The organism is Actinoplanes sp. G11-F43, assembly GCF_050589265.1.
Lineage (GTDB): Bacteria > Actinomycetota > Actinomycetes > Mycobacteriales > Micromonosporaceae > Actinoplanes.
The window spans coordinates 19044-33535 of record NZ_JBNZCE010000027.1 but is presented as its reverse complement, the minus strand read 5'-3'; the positions used below and the strand labels follow the sequence as shown (position 1 = coordinate 33535).

Below are 14492 nucleotides of genomic sequence, written 5' to 3'. Positions count from 1 at the left end.
CACACTGGCTCGGCAAGTCCACCTGGGCCATGCTGTGGGTCGCCGAGGCCCCGCACCGGCGGGCCAGGCTCAACCGCGACGCCATCCGCACGATGCTGCACGGCGAGTCGGCACACCGGGCAGTAGCCGGGGCCCACACCGGCCGTAACCCCCGCTCGGGCCCAGGTCTTTCCCCGAAATCTGATCTCGGCCGCGCACCGGCACGGCGGAAAGTCGTACTGCTTTACGCGTGCAGAATCGTGTTGGCCTGACACGATATCGGGCATGAGGACGTTCTCGGTGCGCTGCGATCTCGTTTTGGCGGAGACGGTCGCGGCGCGGGTGACGATCGCCGCGGCGGTGGAGGCGGACTGGTGGGCCCAGCACCGGGAGCGGCTCGACGAGCGGGCCGAGGCGGAGCAGTGGACGACGGCCCGGCTCGCGGCCGAGCGGCGGGTCCTGGCGGCCGAGCACGCGCGGCTGCGGGAGGCCGGGGTGCTGCGCGGGGCCCGGGGCGCCTGGGTGCTGCCCGCGCTGCGCGAGGAACTCACCGAGCGGGGCTGGCTGGGCCGGCGGTGGCGGCCGGTACCGCACGGCGCCCGGCGGGGCCGGCCGTGGGGCGCCGGCGACGCCGGCTACGCGGGCCTGGTCGTGCTGCAGCTGCCCGACGACGTCGCCGAGGTGCTGGTGCGGGCGTGCTGGTGGTCGTCGGCGCCGGCGGTCCGCGGGCTGCAGCAGTGGTACGACACGCACGGCGATCACTGGCGCGGTACTGGACGGTGCTCGACGACGGGTTCGCGCCCGTGCAGGACGCCGACGCATTCCTGCGTCACCTCCGGTTCGGCCGGGACGCGGCCGAGAGCACAACGGCCTCGTACGCCGGCTCCCTCGCACTCTTCCTGGACTGGTGCGGCCGATCGAATCGGCGATGGGCGGACGCGGCGGGAGCCTTGGGCTCGTTCATGCTGTGGCTGCGGCACCAGCCGGTCTCCGGCCCCGCTCGCGGGCCGGGTGCCGCCGCCGCGCGGGGTGAGAAGCGCGTCAACGCGATCCTCGCGGCGGTTCGCGGGTTCCTGGCGTTCGCGGTCGCGGAGGGCCGCGCTCCGGCGCTGATCTTGTCGCAGCTCTACGAGCTCGGCGACGATCGCGATCTCCCGGCTGAGTTGCGGGGCGAGGACGGTCGACTACGGGTGCGGGCCAGGGCGCGGCATCGGCTGGTCGAGCCGCAGGACCCGGTCGACCGGGCGACCGACGACGAGGTGCTGGCGCTGCTCAAGGCTGCCAAGACGGCCCGCGACCGGTTCCTGGTGCTGCTGCTGGCCCGGGCGGGGCTTCGGCGCGGTGAGGCGGTCGGGTTGCGCCGCGAAGACATTCATTTCATGGCGGACTCGTCCGCGCTGGGTTGCCGGGTCAGCGGCCCGCACCTGCACGTGGTCCGCCGCGACAACGTCAACGGCGCCTGGGCGAAGTCTCGTCACTCGCGGCACGTCCCGGCGGACCGGCTTTTGATCCAGTCCTACGACCAGTATTGGCCGGAGCGGGAGGCCGCCATCTCGGGCGCGGACAACGACTTCGTCCTGGTGGTGCTGCGGACCGGCGACCCGATGGGGCTCGGCACGGTCAACGAGGTCTTCGAGCGGCTCTGCGGCCGGGCCGGACTCGATCGGACAGTGACGCCGCACATGCTCAGGCACGCGTTCGGCTCGAACGTGCTGGACGCCGGCGGCGCGTTGGACGAGGCCCAGGCGCTGCTGGGTCACCGGTCACCGTCGTCGACTCAGGTCTATTTGCACCCGGACTTCGGCCGGCTGCGCGACGCGGTCGACCGGGTCGCCATCGCCAGCCGGATGACCACCACCGGGCCGACGCGATGAGCACCGCGCTCGCGATCGCGTCGAGGCCGCGCGAACCGGACGCGGCCCAGCTGGAGGCGCTACTGGACGAGGAGTTCCTCGCCGGGATCGGCTGGGATCCGCAGCGGCAGATCATGCTGATCGCGCCCGAGCACCGGACGCTCGGTTACGCGGTCTGCCGGGTGACCGAATGCGGCGTGGTCGCCCAGCGGGCGGGCGGGCTCTGCGCGACCTGCACGAACCGGTGGAAGGCCTCCGGCGAGGCGCTGGAGGAGTTCCTGCTCCGGCCACGGCGCGGCCGCACCATCGGCGAGCCGCCCTGCGTGGTCGACGAATGTCAGCGGCCGGCGTTGAGCACCCGCAAGAGCCTCTGCCGCGCCCACGAGTGGCAGCGAGCCAAGACCCTGCTCGGCCTTCCCCTGGAACAGTTCCTGCGCCGCAGCGACGTGGTCGGGCTGGCCGGCTTCGGATCCTGCGCGGTCCCGGCCTGCCCGCGCCCGCGCGACCGGAGCGTCTCAACGCTCTGCCGGGCGCACGACGGGAAGTGGAACCAACACCGGCGACGCGATCCGAACCTGAAGCTGGACGACTGGATGGTGGACCAACCGGCAGTCGTTGAACGGGGTCTGATCAGCCTGCGCGGACTGCCGCCGCTGGCCCGCGCCGAGCTGCTGTTCGGCGTCCAGCAGCGCTGCGCGTCCGGCACCCGAACCGTCCTGCCGCTGCTGCGCGGATTCACCTACCGGGTCCGCGACCGCCGGGTGAACTCGCTCGCCGACCTGGGCGACAACTGGAGCTGTCACACCTTGCGCGGCATCTGGCGCTCGATCGTCGGGCACGTCGAGCTCGCGCTGGCCACCCCGGAGACCGAACGGACCAAGGACGTCTGGAACGCCGCGGTGTTCGGCGGCACCGGGCTGATCGACTTCACCGGCATCCACCAGCCCTGGCTGCGCGAGGCGACCAAGCGCGTCATCTTCGAGGACTTCCCCCGGCGCCGCGGACACCGCTCGGCCCACGTCCTGCGCCGCCGGGTCATCGACGTCGTGCACCTTTCGGAGAGCCTGCGCCTGCAGCGCGTCGACGCGGGCCAGCACCCGGGTCTGCTCGGCCGCACGGACATCGTCGCCTTCCTCAACCGGCTCGGACACCTGAACGCCACCGGCAGGATCAGCCACTACCAGCACGTCAAGATCGCCCGGCGGGCCGCTGCACTGCTCCGCGACGTCCGCGCGGTCGGTCTCACCCGCCCCGGGGAACCGGCCGCCGGCCTCGGTGACGACTTCGTGCTCCGCCCCGGTGACATCCCCGCCGAAACTGTCCAGGAGAGCCCGGGCCGCGCGATCCCCGACGAGATCTTCACCCAGCTCATCGCGGAACTACCCGTGCTGGAGACCAGCTCGTTTCCCGAGGCCCGCGTCGCCGTCCAGCTGCTCATGGACACAGGCCGCCGGCCCGGCGAGATCTGCGTCCTCCCGCTGGACTGCCTCGACCGCGACCCGGACGGGAAATACCTGCTCGTCTATGACGACGCCAAGACGCACCGCCGCGGCCGACGCCTGCCGATCAAGGACAGCACCGGCGAGCTGATCCTCACCCAGCAGCACGCTGTCCGAGCGCGTTTCCCCGGCACGGACCCGGCCCGCCTCGTCCTGCTGCCTGCCCCGCTGCGCAACCCGCACGGCACCCGGACCATGCCCATGCACACCCTCGGCGAGGTCCACCGGCGCTGGGTCGACGCGCTTCCCGACCTGCTCCACGCCGACGGCGCGATCTTCCCGAAAGCCGCGATCGTTCCCTACGCCTGGCGGCACAGCTACGCCCAGCGGCACGCCGACGCCGGCGTCTCGCCCGACGTCCTGCGCGATCTGATGGGCCACCGGTCGATGGACACCACCCAGATCTACTACCGGATCACCGAGAAACGCACCCGGGCCGCGGTCGAGCGCATCACCGCCCACCAGTTCGACCGGCACGGAACCCCGCTCTGGCGGCACGCCGAACAACTCCTCGATCACGAACACGTCCGCCGCAACCTCGGCCAGGTCGCCGTCCCCTACGGCCTCTGCACCGAGCCGACCAACGTCCAGGCCGGCGGCGGCGCCTGCCCGCTGCGGTTCCGCTGCGTCGGCTGCCATCACTTCCGCACCGACCCGTCCTACCTGCCTGACCTGCGCGCCTACCTCCAGGACCTGCTCCGCGACCGCGAACGCATCCTCGCCGCCACCGACCTCGACGGCTGGGCGCGAACCGACGCCGCCCCCTCCGAGGACGAGATCAAGAAGATCCGGCACCTGGTCCGCCGCGTCGAAGAGCACCTCGACGAACTCACCGACGACGACCGCACCCAGATCCTGGAGGCCACCGCCATGCTGCGCCGCACCCGTCCCGCCGTCGCGCTCGGCATGCCCACCGTCCGGACCTCGGCATGACCACCGCCGCGGCGCTGGCCCGCGCCCGCCGGGACGACACCGCCCGCCGCCGGCAACGCGTCCTCGACGTCCTCGCCGGCCCGCCCGACTCGCTCAACGAGCTGTCCGTCGCGTCCATCGCCCGCGCCGCCGGCGTCCACCGCAGCTTTCTCTATCGCCACCCGGACCTGCTCGCCGCGGCGCTCGCCCACATCGCCGACCCGCCGACCGCACCCAGGGGAATCCAGGCCAGCCGCAGCTCGCTGCTCGCCGACCTCGCGAACGCCGCCGAACGCAACGCCCGCCTCACCCGCCAGATCACCGACCTGGAGAACGCGCTGTCCCGGCACCTCGGCGACCAGGTCTGGCGCCAGACCGGGCTCGGCGCCCCGGACGACGTCGCCCAGCTCCACGCCCGCGTCGCCCACCTCGAACAAGAAGTTCTCGATCTCCAGCGAGATCTTCACGAGCGCGAGGAAGAGCTCGACGCTGCACGAGTCGCGAACCGCACTCTGCTCGCCCAGGCGAATCGCGGCCTGGGCAGCCCCAGCTGACCACCATGCGCAGCCGCTCACACGGCAGGCAGGAATCCGATTTGGGGGAGATGCGGAGACATTCTAAAAAATCTTGGTGCGGTGGTTGGACGCTTCGGGCGGCTCGTGAGACCTACTGGCATGAACGACGCCAACGGCGAGATCCTCAACGAGATCCTCGCGCACCTGCCCGGTCTCCCCCCGTCCTGGATGTTTGGGGCTTTCATGATCTTCTCGATGATCTTCCGTCTGCTCGCCGAGCGGCAGCGCCGGATCACCTACGTCGACATTCTCCGACACGCCCCTGGAGGCAGCGTGATCATCCAGCCGAAGAGCCTCTTCTCCCCGGGGATGTCGATCTGGGTGGGCCACGGGATGTCTGACCCGCCTCCCGACGCGGTTCACCTCGTGGTCCATCCGCCTCAGCAGCAACGGGCCCTTCCCGCCGGCGGTGATCGGTGACCAGCAGCCTCGATCCCGAGGAGCGGCGCCTGTTCGAGGCTCTGTTCCGTGCTCACGCCGCGCGCCTGCACTCGGTCGCGCGGCGCGGAGTGAACCCCGCCATCGCCGAGCAGCTCGTCCAGGACGTGTTCAAGGACGCGATGAAACAGCGGGACACGCTGCTGCTGCTCGATGCTGACGAGCAACGCGCATGGCTGCGCCACGTGCTCAACCTCAAAATCATCGATTCTTTTCGGCTTGGCGCCGGCAAGCACGAGCGACTCTTTCGCGATCCGGATTACAGCATGGACCAGCGACTTGCCAGACAGTCCTCGACATCGCGAAATGCCATCTTGCGAGAGATCGTGGGCAAATGCTGGGACGTGATCAAAACCATGCCTGAGGAACGCCGGAGGATCTTCTACCTGCGCGCCGACCAGGACTGGACAACTAGGGCGATTGCCGAACATCTCGGAATCACCCCCTCAACCGTCCGAAGCCATCTCCACCTCGGACGCAAGCAACTCGAAGAGAAGGTCGGCCCGCGCGCGGAGATCTTCATCGACCTGGAGGACGACAGCGAGGACGGGACGCAGCGATGAACGACGAACAGCACAACACCCCTCAGTCCGTCGAGCGCATCTCCCTGACCGACCTCTACCAAGAGCTTCCCGAGCACCTGGACAGCGCCGAGCCCTACGACGTCGAGGCGGGCCTCGCCCGCTTCAACACCTGGATCGACTCGCAGGACGAAGCGCCGGACCGGGCCATCGAGCCCACCGAACACGCCAACGTGACTTTCACTCTCCACGAGACTGGCACCGGGAAGTCCATCGAATTCGGCCATGCGCTGACCCCCGAGTTGGCCGCTCGTTGGTTGCACCTCGAAGAGCAGCGGTTCGAACTGGAGAGAAAGCGTGGCAAAGCTGAAGTCGCTGCTCTGAACCACAGGCTTGATCAAGAAGCGCTCGAGGCCGAGCATCGACGTCAGCTCGAGGTCGCTGAGGCGGAACACCGGCGCACCGTTGAGCTTCGGAAAATTCATGACCCCGAGGCAGAGCGCAGAGAGCTGCAGGAATTTAGGATCGCAGCCCGGCGGATCCGAGCTCGCGTCATCGCGTTCACAGTCCCGACTCTGACTTGGCTCGCCGCCTTCGTTCTCTCAATCCTCAGAGAGTGGAGCAACGGAAGCATTCTCCTCGGCGCCGGACTATTCGCCCTCGGAAGCGCATACGGCTCTGCTGTCTTGCTTGCCACCAGGACAGCGACAACCGCGCCCGACCCGTTGAAGAGGGAGCACGCAGCGAGGATCTTGCGCTTCCTGATGTTCAGAGAAGAACCTGCTCATGAGGCAAGGGAGAAGCCAGCCGACGCGTCACGACCGCGTCGCAAGGTATATCGGCGGCTTTAACCAGTCGCTGGCGCGACGCTGTTCACCCCTTGCAGAACAGCGTCGCGCACTCAGAAAGCTGCCCTGAGCTGCCCATACTCGCCTAGTCGGCCGCCGAAGCCCGACAGAAGCGGCGGCCCGATCGTGGAGATCGCGGTGATCGACGCCGCGACCGGCCGCAAGCTGCTCGACACGCTGGTCAACCCGGGATGCCCGATCACCGAGACCGCGACGGCGATCCACGGCATCACCGACGCCGACGTCGCCGACGCGCCCACCTGGGACAAGGTGCTGCCTCGGCTCAAGCGGATCACCAAGGGCCGCATGGTGTTGGCCTACAACGCCGACTACGACATGAGCGTCGTCCTCAGCGACACCGAGCGGGCTGGCCGCAAGGCCGGTCACCTCGCCGACCACGACCGGTGGGCGTGTGTGATGCAGGCCCGCTCCGACTGGGAGGGCTCGCCGCGGTGGCTGCCGCTCGGCGGCGGTCACCGCGCCTTGGGCGACTGCCAGGCCGCCCGGCAGGTGCTGCTCGACATGAGCCAGACCCCACAGCAGCGCCCGGCCCGCCAGCGGCGCCGCCGGGCTGCGCCGGATCTGGTGCCAGCGGCTGGCTGATGTCCGGGAAAGGTGGGGGCGGGATCAGCGCTATTGATCCCGCCCCCACCTCACGGATAGCGGATGACCGCTCAGGTGCGGGACGCGTTGACGCGGGCGGTGAAGGTGATCCCGGCACGTCGCAGGGCATCGGCCGGGGTGCCGTCACTCCAGTCCGGAGCGCTGCCGGTCATCGGCAGCGGCGTGTGCCGGCGGGCATACTCGCGGATCGTCTCGGCGGGGGCGTCCCACACGGTGGCCGGGTTCCCCTCGCCGAGCTCGAGGGCGCAGGTGCCGCCGATCTCGGCGAGGTAGCGCTCGGCGGTCTCGCGGAACGCCGCGGTGTACGCGGCCTGGTCCTGCTCCCACAGCTGGTAGATCGCGTCGAGCAGATCCTCGCCGGCGGCCTGCTCGGCCTCGGTCAGGGTGCCGCCGTTGACCTGAGCAGCGATCTGGTCTTCCTCCTGCTGGTACAGGTCGCCGATCCCGAGGTCGTCGAGGACGTCCGCCGCGTCGAACCAGATCCGGATCGGCTCGGTCCGCCAGCGCACCAGCTCGTCGGCGTCCTCGCCGGCGGTGCCCTCCAGCAGCCGGCGCAGCAGGTCGGCCTCCCAGGACCCGGGGCGGCCGGCGAGCAGCGTCGCAACGCTGCCGACGTTGGCCGCGACGGCGGTCAGCACGTGGGCGGCGAGGTCGGCGAAGTCGACGGGCTCGGACGTCGCGGCCGGCGTGCCGGCGCCGCGGATCCGGGTCTGCCGGGCCAGCGCGGTCAAGGCCGTGATCGCCTGTCCGGTCAGCGCGTCGGCCGTGTGCTCGGCGGGTTCCATGGGCGTCTCCTGGGGCGCGGCGGTGCTCGGGATATGACTCGGGCGCGGGTCAGCGCTGGTGATCGGTGGGCGGCGGCTCGTCGGCCGGGGGCAGGGGGAGATCGGGCAGCAGTTGGCGCAGGGCGTGGCGGGCTTCGGGCCGGCGGGCCTTGGTGATGCTGGTGCCGGGTTCGGTGGTCAGCAGGAGCGCGGCGTGGGCGGGGCAGCCGCCCTCGTCGTAGTGCAGCCGGGGGATGTCGACGAAGACGGTGTCGGTCAGATCGGCGGGGGCACAGGGTTGGTCGTCGTCGACGATGCCCTGCTCGACCAGGCCACAGCTCTGCCCGAAGCGGGTGGCGTCGCGGATCTGCTCGAGCGCCGCGGCGAGGTGGGTCTGGGCGGTGAGCAGACGGCGCCGCACCGGTGGGGCGAACGGCTGCCCGGCGTGCACGCCGGTGATCTCCTCGTCGAGGCCGGTGACGGCGTCGGCGAGTTCCATCAGGTAGCGGCCGATGTCGCCGTCGGGGTCGTCGAGGGCCTCGGACCGGCGCTGGTCCGGATCGGCGGGTACGGCGGTCGGACCGACCTCGCCGGCCACGGCGAGGTGCCGGCCCCGCAGGCTGAGCACGGGTGTGCTGGCCAGGTGCCGGGTGACGGAGCCGTCCGCCTCGATCCGTTCGTGGATCCCGATGGCTTCGCCGGGCTTGGCGAGCTCGCCGTCGTCGTTGACCGGTACCGCGATGGTGCTGGCGACCACGGCCCAGGTGTCGGGGTTGCGGGGGTCGGCGCCGGGTTCCACCTCGTCGGGGTCGACGAAGACCGGAGTGCCGGCGGCGACGCTGGCGGCCACTGCGGCCAGGTCGCCGGCGGTGGTGATGATCTGTGGCCGGTCCCTCCGGGTCATGAGCCGGTCACTGCTGTCGGCGGCGTCGGCAGTCGGGTCGGGCGCTGCGCGTCGTCGAGCCAGTGTCGCGCCGCCGCGGCGCCGCTGGTGAACTGCCAGCCACGCCCCTCGCGTTCGCGGGTCCACAGCAGGCACTCCTCGATCATCCAGTTGGGGAACTCGCGGAGGTGGTCGCGGATCGACCGTTCGGACGCCGGCGGATGGGTGCGGGCCGCCGAGCGTTCGCGCGCCGGGGGTGCCTGGGGTGCCACGTGGGTGTCCGCCGGCCTGCACAGGTCGCGCCGGCAGTGCCGGCAGTTCTGGTGGCGCCAGCCGTCGGTGATGTGCAGCAGCACGGTCTCGTGCCGGCCGAGGCGGCACATGAGCTTGCGCCATGTCGTCATGCTGTTCCTCCTGTTGCGGCGAAGCCGCCGCCGGCGAGCGCGTCGACCAGTTCCTGGTAGCGGCGCTCGGCGTCGGCCTGCCGTTGTTCGGCGTCGCTGGCCCGGCGGGCCAGGTCTTCGGCGGTGCGGGTGGCGTCGGCGCGGGTCAGGTTCAGGTCGTTCTGCAGGTCTGCGGCGTGCTGCTTGGCGTCGGCGGTTCTGCGCTGTTCCTGTTCGACGCCCATGGCCAGGACGTCGGTGCGGGTCTTCAGTGCCGCGATCTCCTTACCGGCGGTCTTCAGCGCGGCTTCGGCCTCCCAGAGCTTGCGCTGTTCGGCGTTCAGCTGTTCCTGATGCTGCAGCCGCAGTTCGGCATCGGCGCGGCCGGCGTCGGCAAGGGCCTGCTTGAGGCTGGCGTTCTCACGGCGCTCGGCCTGGAGCTCGGCGGTCAGCCGCCGGGCCTGCTCTTCGGCGTCGGTGCGGGCCTGGCGCTCGGCGTCGAGGGCGCGGCCGCGTTCGTCGGCGAGGGCCTGGGCCTCGCCCCGGCCGTGCTCGGACTGCAACGCCCGGCTGATGGCCTCGCCGGCTTCGCGGCGGGCTTGGAGGCGCTCGGCGACGGCGGCCTTCTCGTTCTCGATCGCGTCGTCGCGGTCGGCGAGCGCCTCTTGGCGCAGCTGCTGGGCGCGCGCGGTGCGCTGGTCGGCCTCGCGGGCGGCGCTCTCGGCGGTGCGCTGGGCGGCCTCGGCCCGCAGTTGCGCCTGCTCGGCCTGCTCCGCGCGGGCGATCGCCGCGTCCTCGATCTGCTGGAGCCGGTCCTGTAGTTGCTGCAGCGGCCCGAGCACGGGCAGCAGGCCGGCCAGCAGCCGATCGCTGTCGGTACGCCAGGCGGCGACCAGCGCGCCGAGCCCGGCACGCTCCATGGCGTCACGCTCGCGCCGGTCGAGCTCCAGGCAGCTGGTGCCGGGCTCGTCGGCGGAGTCGGGGCAGAACCGGAAGGGCCGGCCGCCCTTCGGCTTCTTCGGCACCGGGCGCCCGCAGCGCTCACACGTGTGCTCCAGGCCCTGATCGATGGTCGTGGCGCTCATAACAAGCAGCCTAGAGGTTGGGTTAGAACGATGTCCAACCCTGTTAGACATTTTCCAACTTCTAACCGGATCAGGTGAAGACACCCAGACTAATCACCCTTATCCTTGGGCTATGACGAATTCGCTTTCCGGTGGAGCCCCGGACGCCGATGGCGGTGCCGCGACCGGCAGGGTCGTGGACCCGAGGTATCCGGACCCGCCGCAGCACCCGACGACGTTGGCCGACGCCGAGCGCGTGAACCCGATCGAGTTGGCCCAGCGGGTCGGCGACGTGTTCCGCTGGCTCGGCCCCGAAGCCTTCGCGACCGAGGTCGCACCGCTCGATCCGCGGCGCCTCGCCCGCCGGGACCTCGAACTGGAGAAGCTCGCGACCGTCCGGGCGCTGCACGCGCACCTCGGCGCCATCACCGCGAGCCGCATCCACCAGGCCGTCATCAGCGGCGCCACCGCCGAGCAGATCACCGCCGCCACCGGGCTCAGCGTCGCGGCCGCCGCGGAGATCTGGGCTCCCTGGGCCGCCGGACAGCGCCGGCTCGAAGCCGACCTGCCCCATCTGCCGCAGCACGCCGCCCAGTACGACCACGTCGCCCGGGTGCTGGACGCCACGGGGTAGGCAGCGCGCAGCCAAGCCCTCTCGCCCACCGACGAGCCGAGGAGCTCCGCCATGCACATCCTGGACACCCGCATCGACCACGCCGGCCGCCTGCAGATCCTCGTCGACCGCCTCGCCCGCTGCGAGGACCTGACCTGGAGCGCGTACCCGTACGACCTGAGCGACCGTCACGGTCGGCGTGCCGGCGTCATCTACCTGGCCGTCGACGAGCCGAGCGGCCTGGTCAGCTTCCTGGCCGACACCGGTAACCCGGAGGGCTACAACGGCGCGGTGTTCACCCTGCCCATGCACGACGGCACCGTCCGGCGCGTGCACGGGCCGTGGAGCAGCAATCCCGGCTTCGTCCAGCAGATCACCGGGCTCGGCCTGCACCGCGACGACGTCTGTCTGCACGACGAGGCCAACCGGGACAGCTTCGAGCGCGGCGCCGGCGGTCACGTCTTCCACCTGACCGCGGCCGCGGCGCCCGCCCTCTACGCCCGCGCCCTGGGCCTGGAGCAGATCCGGCTCGACGACCGGGACGCGGGCGCCGCCGGCGACCTGCGGCGGCTGCTCGACACCGCGGTGCTCGCCGCCCGCAGCGCCCAGCTGCTCGAGCGAGCCACCGCGATCGAACGGTGGACGTCGGCACCGGGGGCTCCGGTCGGCGCCGGCATGGAGGAGCGGCCCTGGTGACGAGTCCCGATCCGTCTGGCAACCGGCTCGTGCCGGTCCTGTCCGGCCAGCCGGCCGGCACGCACGCCGCGCCGGTGCCGGTGGCCGCAGCGTCGCCGGGTGCCGCGGTCAACGAGCTGATGCTCTGGTGTGCCGCGCGCACGGCCGGCTATCCGGCGCTGCCGGTCGACGACGGGGCCAGCCGCTACGGCGTGCGGCGGCTGACCGCGGGATGGCTGTTCGAGGCCCGCTCGCCGCGGACCCGCACCGCCCACGACGCCGATCTGGGCACCTTTCTGGCCTGGTGCGAGCGGGAACGACTCGATCCGCTGACCGCCCGGGCCACCGATCTCGGCCAGTACCGGGTCTGGCGGGAACTGCATGGGCCCCACGGCCGGCCGGCCAAGCCCAGCACCGTCAACCGGGCGCTCGCCTCGCTGTCCAGCTGGTACACCTACCTGCTGACCAACACCGCCGGCGTGCTCGACCGTAATCCCGTGACCGGTGTCCAGCGGCTCGAGGTCGACCATCACGTCTCCCGCACGGTCGGGCTGACCGAGGACGAGGTCGACCGGCTCCTGGCGGCCGCCGACGAGCAGATCCGCACCCGCGAGACGCGGTTGTTGACGGCGCGGCGGGATCGGGCATTGCTGTGGCTGCTCGCCGACCGGGCGCTGCCGGTCGCCGAGGCCGTCGGCCTCGACGTCGCCGACCAGACCCGGCCCGATCCGCGAGGGCGACTCGCGCTTCGGGCCCCGGGCGGCGGCGACCAGGGCCAGCAGCCGGCGTCGGCCGGAAGTCTGCACGACTACCTGCGGGCCCGGGCGAGGGCGGCGGGGATGAGCGTCGACGAGCTCACCGGGCCACTCTTCGCCGGTACCGGCTCGGACGACGGCCGCGAGCGGCTCACCGAACTCGAGGTCACCGACGGGCTGCGCCGCCTGGTGAGGGCGGCCGGTGTCCGGCCGGCGCACCGGTTGTCGCGGCGGTGGCTGTGCGAGGCTTTCGCCGGCGACGCCGAGGGGGGTGTGGGGTTCACAGCGGCGGAGGTGACCACGCTGCTGGCCTGCGCCGAGCAGCAGGTTGCGACCTGGTCGTTGCGGCTGCTGGCGGCATGGCGCGACCGCGCGCTGCTCCGGATGCTGGCGGACCTCGGTCTGCGTATCAGCGAGGCGCTCGACCGCGACATCAGCGATCTGACGGCCAACCGCGGCCAGCGGACCCTGTGCTACATCGGTAAGGGCGGCCGGGCGCGGGAGCGGACGTTGCCGGCCCACACCCTCGAGGGGATCGACGAGTACCTGCAGGCGCGCGCCGCGGCGGCCGCGGTGGCCGTCGACGAGCTCGCCGGGCCGCTGTTTGCCACCACCAGCCCGGACGGCGGGGTCGGCCGGCTCGCCGAGCCGGAGGTGTTCCTGATGATCCGGCGCCTGGCGAAGGCCTGCGGCATCGCGGCGGCGGACCGGTTGTCCCCGCACTCGCTGCGGCACGCCTTCGCCACCGGTTCCCGCGAGGCCGGGGTGCCGCTGGAAGACGTCCAGGACGCCATGGGCCACGCCGATCCGCGGACCACCCGCCGCTACGACCGCGACCGGCACAACCTCGACCGCGATCCGTCACTCGTACTCGGGGCCCGCCGCGCCAGCCGGCGCAGCGCCTCCGCGAAGGACGCGTAGCCCGCGCCGGCTCCTCGGCCTCACCCTGCCGGGGGTGCGGGCCCGGGCGTGGCGCAGCCCGCGGGCAGCCCCAGCGGGGGAAGGGGCGTGGCCGCGGGCTGCGGGGGTCGTCTACTGGGCGTTATTTCCGGCGGCGATGGTGTCGAGCATGGTGAAGGCGTCGTCGAAGGTACTGACGCCGTGGTCGGAGGTGAGGGTGCCGGTGACGAGCCGGAATCCGTAGGGCGTCTTGCGCCAGCCGTTCGGGCCGCGGTCGTAGGCGAACGAGGCCGTCCAGGCGAACCGGTGGCCCGGTTTGGTGGTCTGGCCTGCCGCCTTCAGCGTCGGTGCCTCAAGGTCTCCGGTGAGCGGCGACGGCTCGTCGCTGGTGGCCAGGCCCATCCAGCCGTACCCGGCGAGGAAGGCGTCCGCCTCGCCCATCACGTATTCGGTGATGTCGATGCTGCCGTTCCAGTTCACCGGCAGCAGGTTGTCGTACCGCTCGTCCGGCAGCACGCCGGGGAAGGCGATGTCGTGGTGCAGCGGGGACCGCCGCGGGATCCACACCTGCTCGCTGCGCAGCTCTGCCAGGTCCCGCGCGCACGTCTTGCACCAGCGGCTGCTGACATCGCCGCGGCTCACCAGGGTCCAGAAGTTCTCGCCGCAGCCGACGCACAGGAAGCCGTGCCGGTCGCGGGTCCATCGCGGCAGCGGGGCGGTGGGCATCCCCGCCTCGGACCAGGTCGCCAGGCCGGTAGCGGTGGCGTCCTGCTCGGCGAGGGAGGTGTCCAGCCAGGAGGTGTAGACCTCCGCCACCTCCTCCAGGCCGTAGAGCAGCTTGAGGATCGTGACGCGCCCGGCCTGGCGCAGGACGGCGGCCGGATCGGGACTCTCCTCGCGCGGGCCTCGCAGCGGGAGTTCGGCGAGGATCGGGATCAGGCGATCCCGGACCTGGGCGCGGCGGGAGGGCAGGGTCGTCGTCGGCATGGTGCTCCGTTCCGTCGGGTCGATGTTCTCCCGCCGCAGGTCGGCGTAGACGGTGTCGCGGCGGACGCCGGCGGCGCGAGCCAGCTCGGCGACGTTGTGGACGCCGGCGCGCCAGGCGGCGGCGATGAGCCGCTGCCGGGCAGTGGCCTGATGCTCAGTCCATTCGCGGAGATCAGCCAGTGCGGCGGCGCGGGGGTCGATCGGGGTCACATCGACGAC

The 14492-nt window shown here is 71.7% G+C and carries 15 protein-coding genes; 10 read left to right on the top strand and 5 right to left on the bottom strand.

Annotated features, from left to right (window positions below; translation table 11 throughout):
• Nucleotides 1–716 precede the first annotated feature (716 nt).
• The 7 genes from ACQ0O7_RS30315 (at nucleotide 717) to ACQ0O7_RS30285 (ending at nucleotide 7228) form a co-directional block, all read left to right on the top strand.
• Nucleotides 717–1853 (top strand): tyrosine-type recombinase/integrase, encoded by a 1137-nt coding sequence (locus tag ACQ0O7_RS30315; protein WP_430786919.1) that lies wholly within the window; start codon nucleotides 717–719, stop codon nucleotides 1851–1853.
• On the top strand, nucleotides 1850–4264 hold the full coding sequence (locus ACQ0O7_RS30310) for a tyrosine-type recombinase/integrase (RefSeq protein WP_430786917.1): 2415 nt from the start codon (nucleotides 1850–1852) through the stop codon (nucleotides 4262–4264). The genes ACQ0O7_RS30315 and ACQ0O7_RS30310 overlap by 4 nt, the downstream gene beginning before the upstream one ends.
• On the top strand, nucleotides 4261–4797 hold the full coding sequence (locus ACQ0O7_RS30305) for a hypothetical protein (RefSeq protein ID WP_430786915.1): 537 nt from the start codon (nucleotides 4261–4263) through the stop codon (nucleotides 4795–4797). Before ACQ0O7_RS30310 ends, ACQ0O7_RS30305 begins: the two co-directional genes overlap by 4 nt.
• A 120-nt stretch (nucleotides 4798–4917) precedes the next feature.
• Nucleotides 4918–5238, top strand: a complete 321-nt coding sequence (locus ACQ0O7_RS30300) for a hypothetical protein (protein WP_430786913.1) — start codon at nucleotides 4918–4920, stop codon at nucleotides 5236–5238.
• Complete coding sequence (locus ACQ0O7_RS30295) at nucleotides 5235–5819, top strand: RNA polymerase sigma factor (RefSeq protein WP_430786911.1); 585 nt, start codon at nucleotides 5235–5237, stop codon at nucleotides 5817–5819. The genes ACQ0O7_RS30300 and ACQ0O7_RS30295 overlap by 4 nt, the downstream gene beginning before the upstream one ends.
• Nucleotides 5816–6628 carry a hypothetical protein gene (locus ACQ0O7_RS30290; protein WP_430786909.1) on the top strand — a complete coding sequence of 271 codons (813 nt, stop codon included), beginning with the start codon at nucleotides 5816–5818 and terminating at the stop codon, nucleotides 6626–6628. Before ACQ0O7_RS30295 ends, ACQ0O7_RS30290 begins: the two co-directional genes overlap by 4 nt.
• Before the next feature lie 123 nt (nucleotides 6629–6751).
• Complete coding sequence (locus ACQ0O7_RS30285) at nucleotides 6752–7228, top strand: 3'-5' exonuclease (RefSeq protein WP_430786907.1); 477 nt, start codon at nucleotides 6752–6754, stop codon at nucleotides 7226–7228.
• A 71-nt stretch (nucleotides 7229–7299) separates the two neighbouring features.
• On the opposite strand, the gene ACQ0O7_RS30280 is transcribed toward ACQ0O7_RS30285, so the two are convergent.
• The 4 genes from ACQ0O7_RS30280 to ACQ0O7_RS30265 are packed head-to-tail and all read right to left on the bottom strand — an operon-like array spanning nucleotide 7300 to nucleotide 10364.
• Nucleotides 7300–8034, bottom strand: coding sequence for a hypothetical protein (locus ACQ0O7_RS30280; RefSeq protein WP_430786905.1), 735 nt, complete (start codon nucleotides 8032–8034; stop codon nucleotides 7300–7302).
• 49 nt (nucleotides 8035–8083) lie between these two features.
• Nucleotides 8084–8917: a hypothetical protein gene (locus tag ACQ0O7_RS30275; protein ID WP_430786903.1), complete on the bottom strand. Its 834-nt coding sequence runs from the start codon at nucleotides 8915–8917 to the stop codon at nucleotides 8084–8086.
• Nucleotides 8914–9300 (bottom strand): hypothetical protein, encoded by a 387-nt coding sequence (locus ACQ0O7_RS30270; RefSeq protein ID WP_430786901.1) that lies wholly within the window; start codon nucleotides 9298–9300, stop codon nucleotides 8914–8916. Before ACQ0O7_RS30270 ends, ACQ0O7_RS30275 begins: the two co-directional genes overlap by 4 nt.
• Complete coding sequence (locus ACQ0O7_RS30265; RefSeq protein WP_430786899.1) at nucleotides 9297–10364, bottom strand: hypothetical protein; 1068 nt, start codon at nucleotides 10362–10364, stop codon at nucleotides 9297–9299. The genes ACQ0O7_RS30270 and ACQ0O7_RS30265 overlap by 4 nt, the downstream gene beginning before the upstream one ends.
• 112 nt (nucleotides 10365–10476) lie before the next feature.
• Between ACQ0O7_RS30265 and ACQ0O7_RS30260 the strand changes: the two genes are divergently transcribed.
• Genes ACQ0O7_RS30260 through ACQ0O7_RS30250 form a run of 3 tightly spaced genes read left to right on the top strand, consistent with a single transcriptional unit; the run spans nucleotide 10477 to nucleotide 13307 of the window.
• Nucleotides 10477–10977 (top strand): hypothetical protein, encoded by a 501-nt coding sequence (locus ACQ0O7_RS30260; RefSeq protein WP_430786897.1) that lies wholly within the window; start codon nucleotides 10477–10479, stop codon nucleotides 10975–10977.
• Nucleotides 10978–11028: 51 nt separating this feature from the next.
• The gene (locus ACQ0O7_RS30255) at nucleotides 11029–11652 is read left to right on the top strand and encodes a hypothetical protein (RefSeq protein ID WP_430786895.1); all 624 of its coding nucleotides are present in this window, start codon (nucleotides 11029–11031) and stop codon (nucleotides 11650–11652) included.
• On the top strand, nucleotides 11649–13307 hold the full coding sequence (locus ACQ0O7_RS30250) for a tyrosine-type recombinase/integrase (protein ID WP_430786893.1): 1659 nt from the start codon (nucleotides 11649–11651) through the stop codon (nucleotides 13305–13307). The genes ACQ0O7_RS30255 and ACQ0O7_RS30250 overlap by 4 nt, the downstream gene beginning before the upstream one ends.
• Nucleotides 13308–13418: 111 nt before the next feature.
• On the opposite strand, the gene ACQ0O7_RS30245 is transcribed toward ACQ0O7_RS30250, so the two are convergent.
• Nucleotides 13419–14483 carry a hypothetical protein gene (locus ACQ0O7_RS30245; protein ID WP_430786891.1) on the bottom strand — a complete coding sequence of 355 codons (1065 nt, stop codon included), beginning with the start codon at nucleotides 14481–14483 and terminating at the stop codon, nucleotides 13419–13421.
• Nucleotides 14484–14492 lie beyond the last annotated feature (9 nt).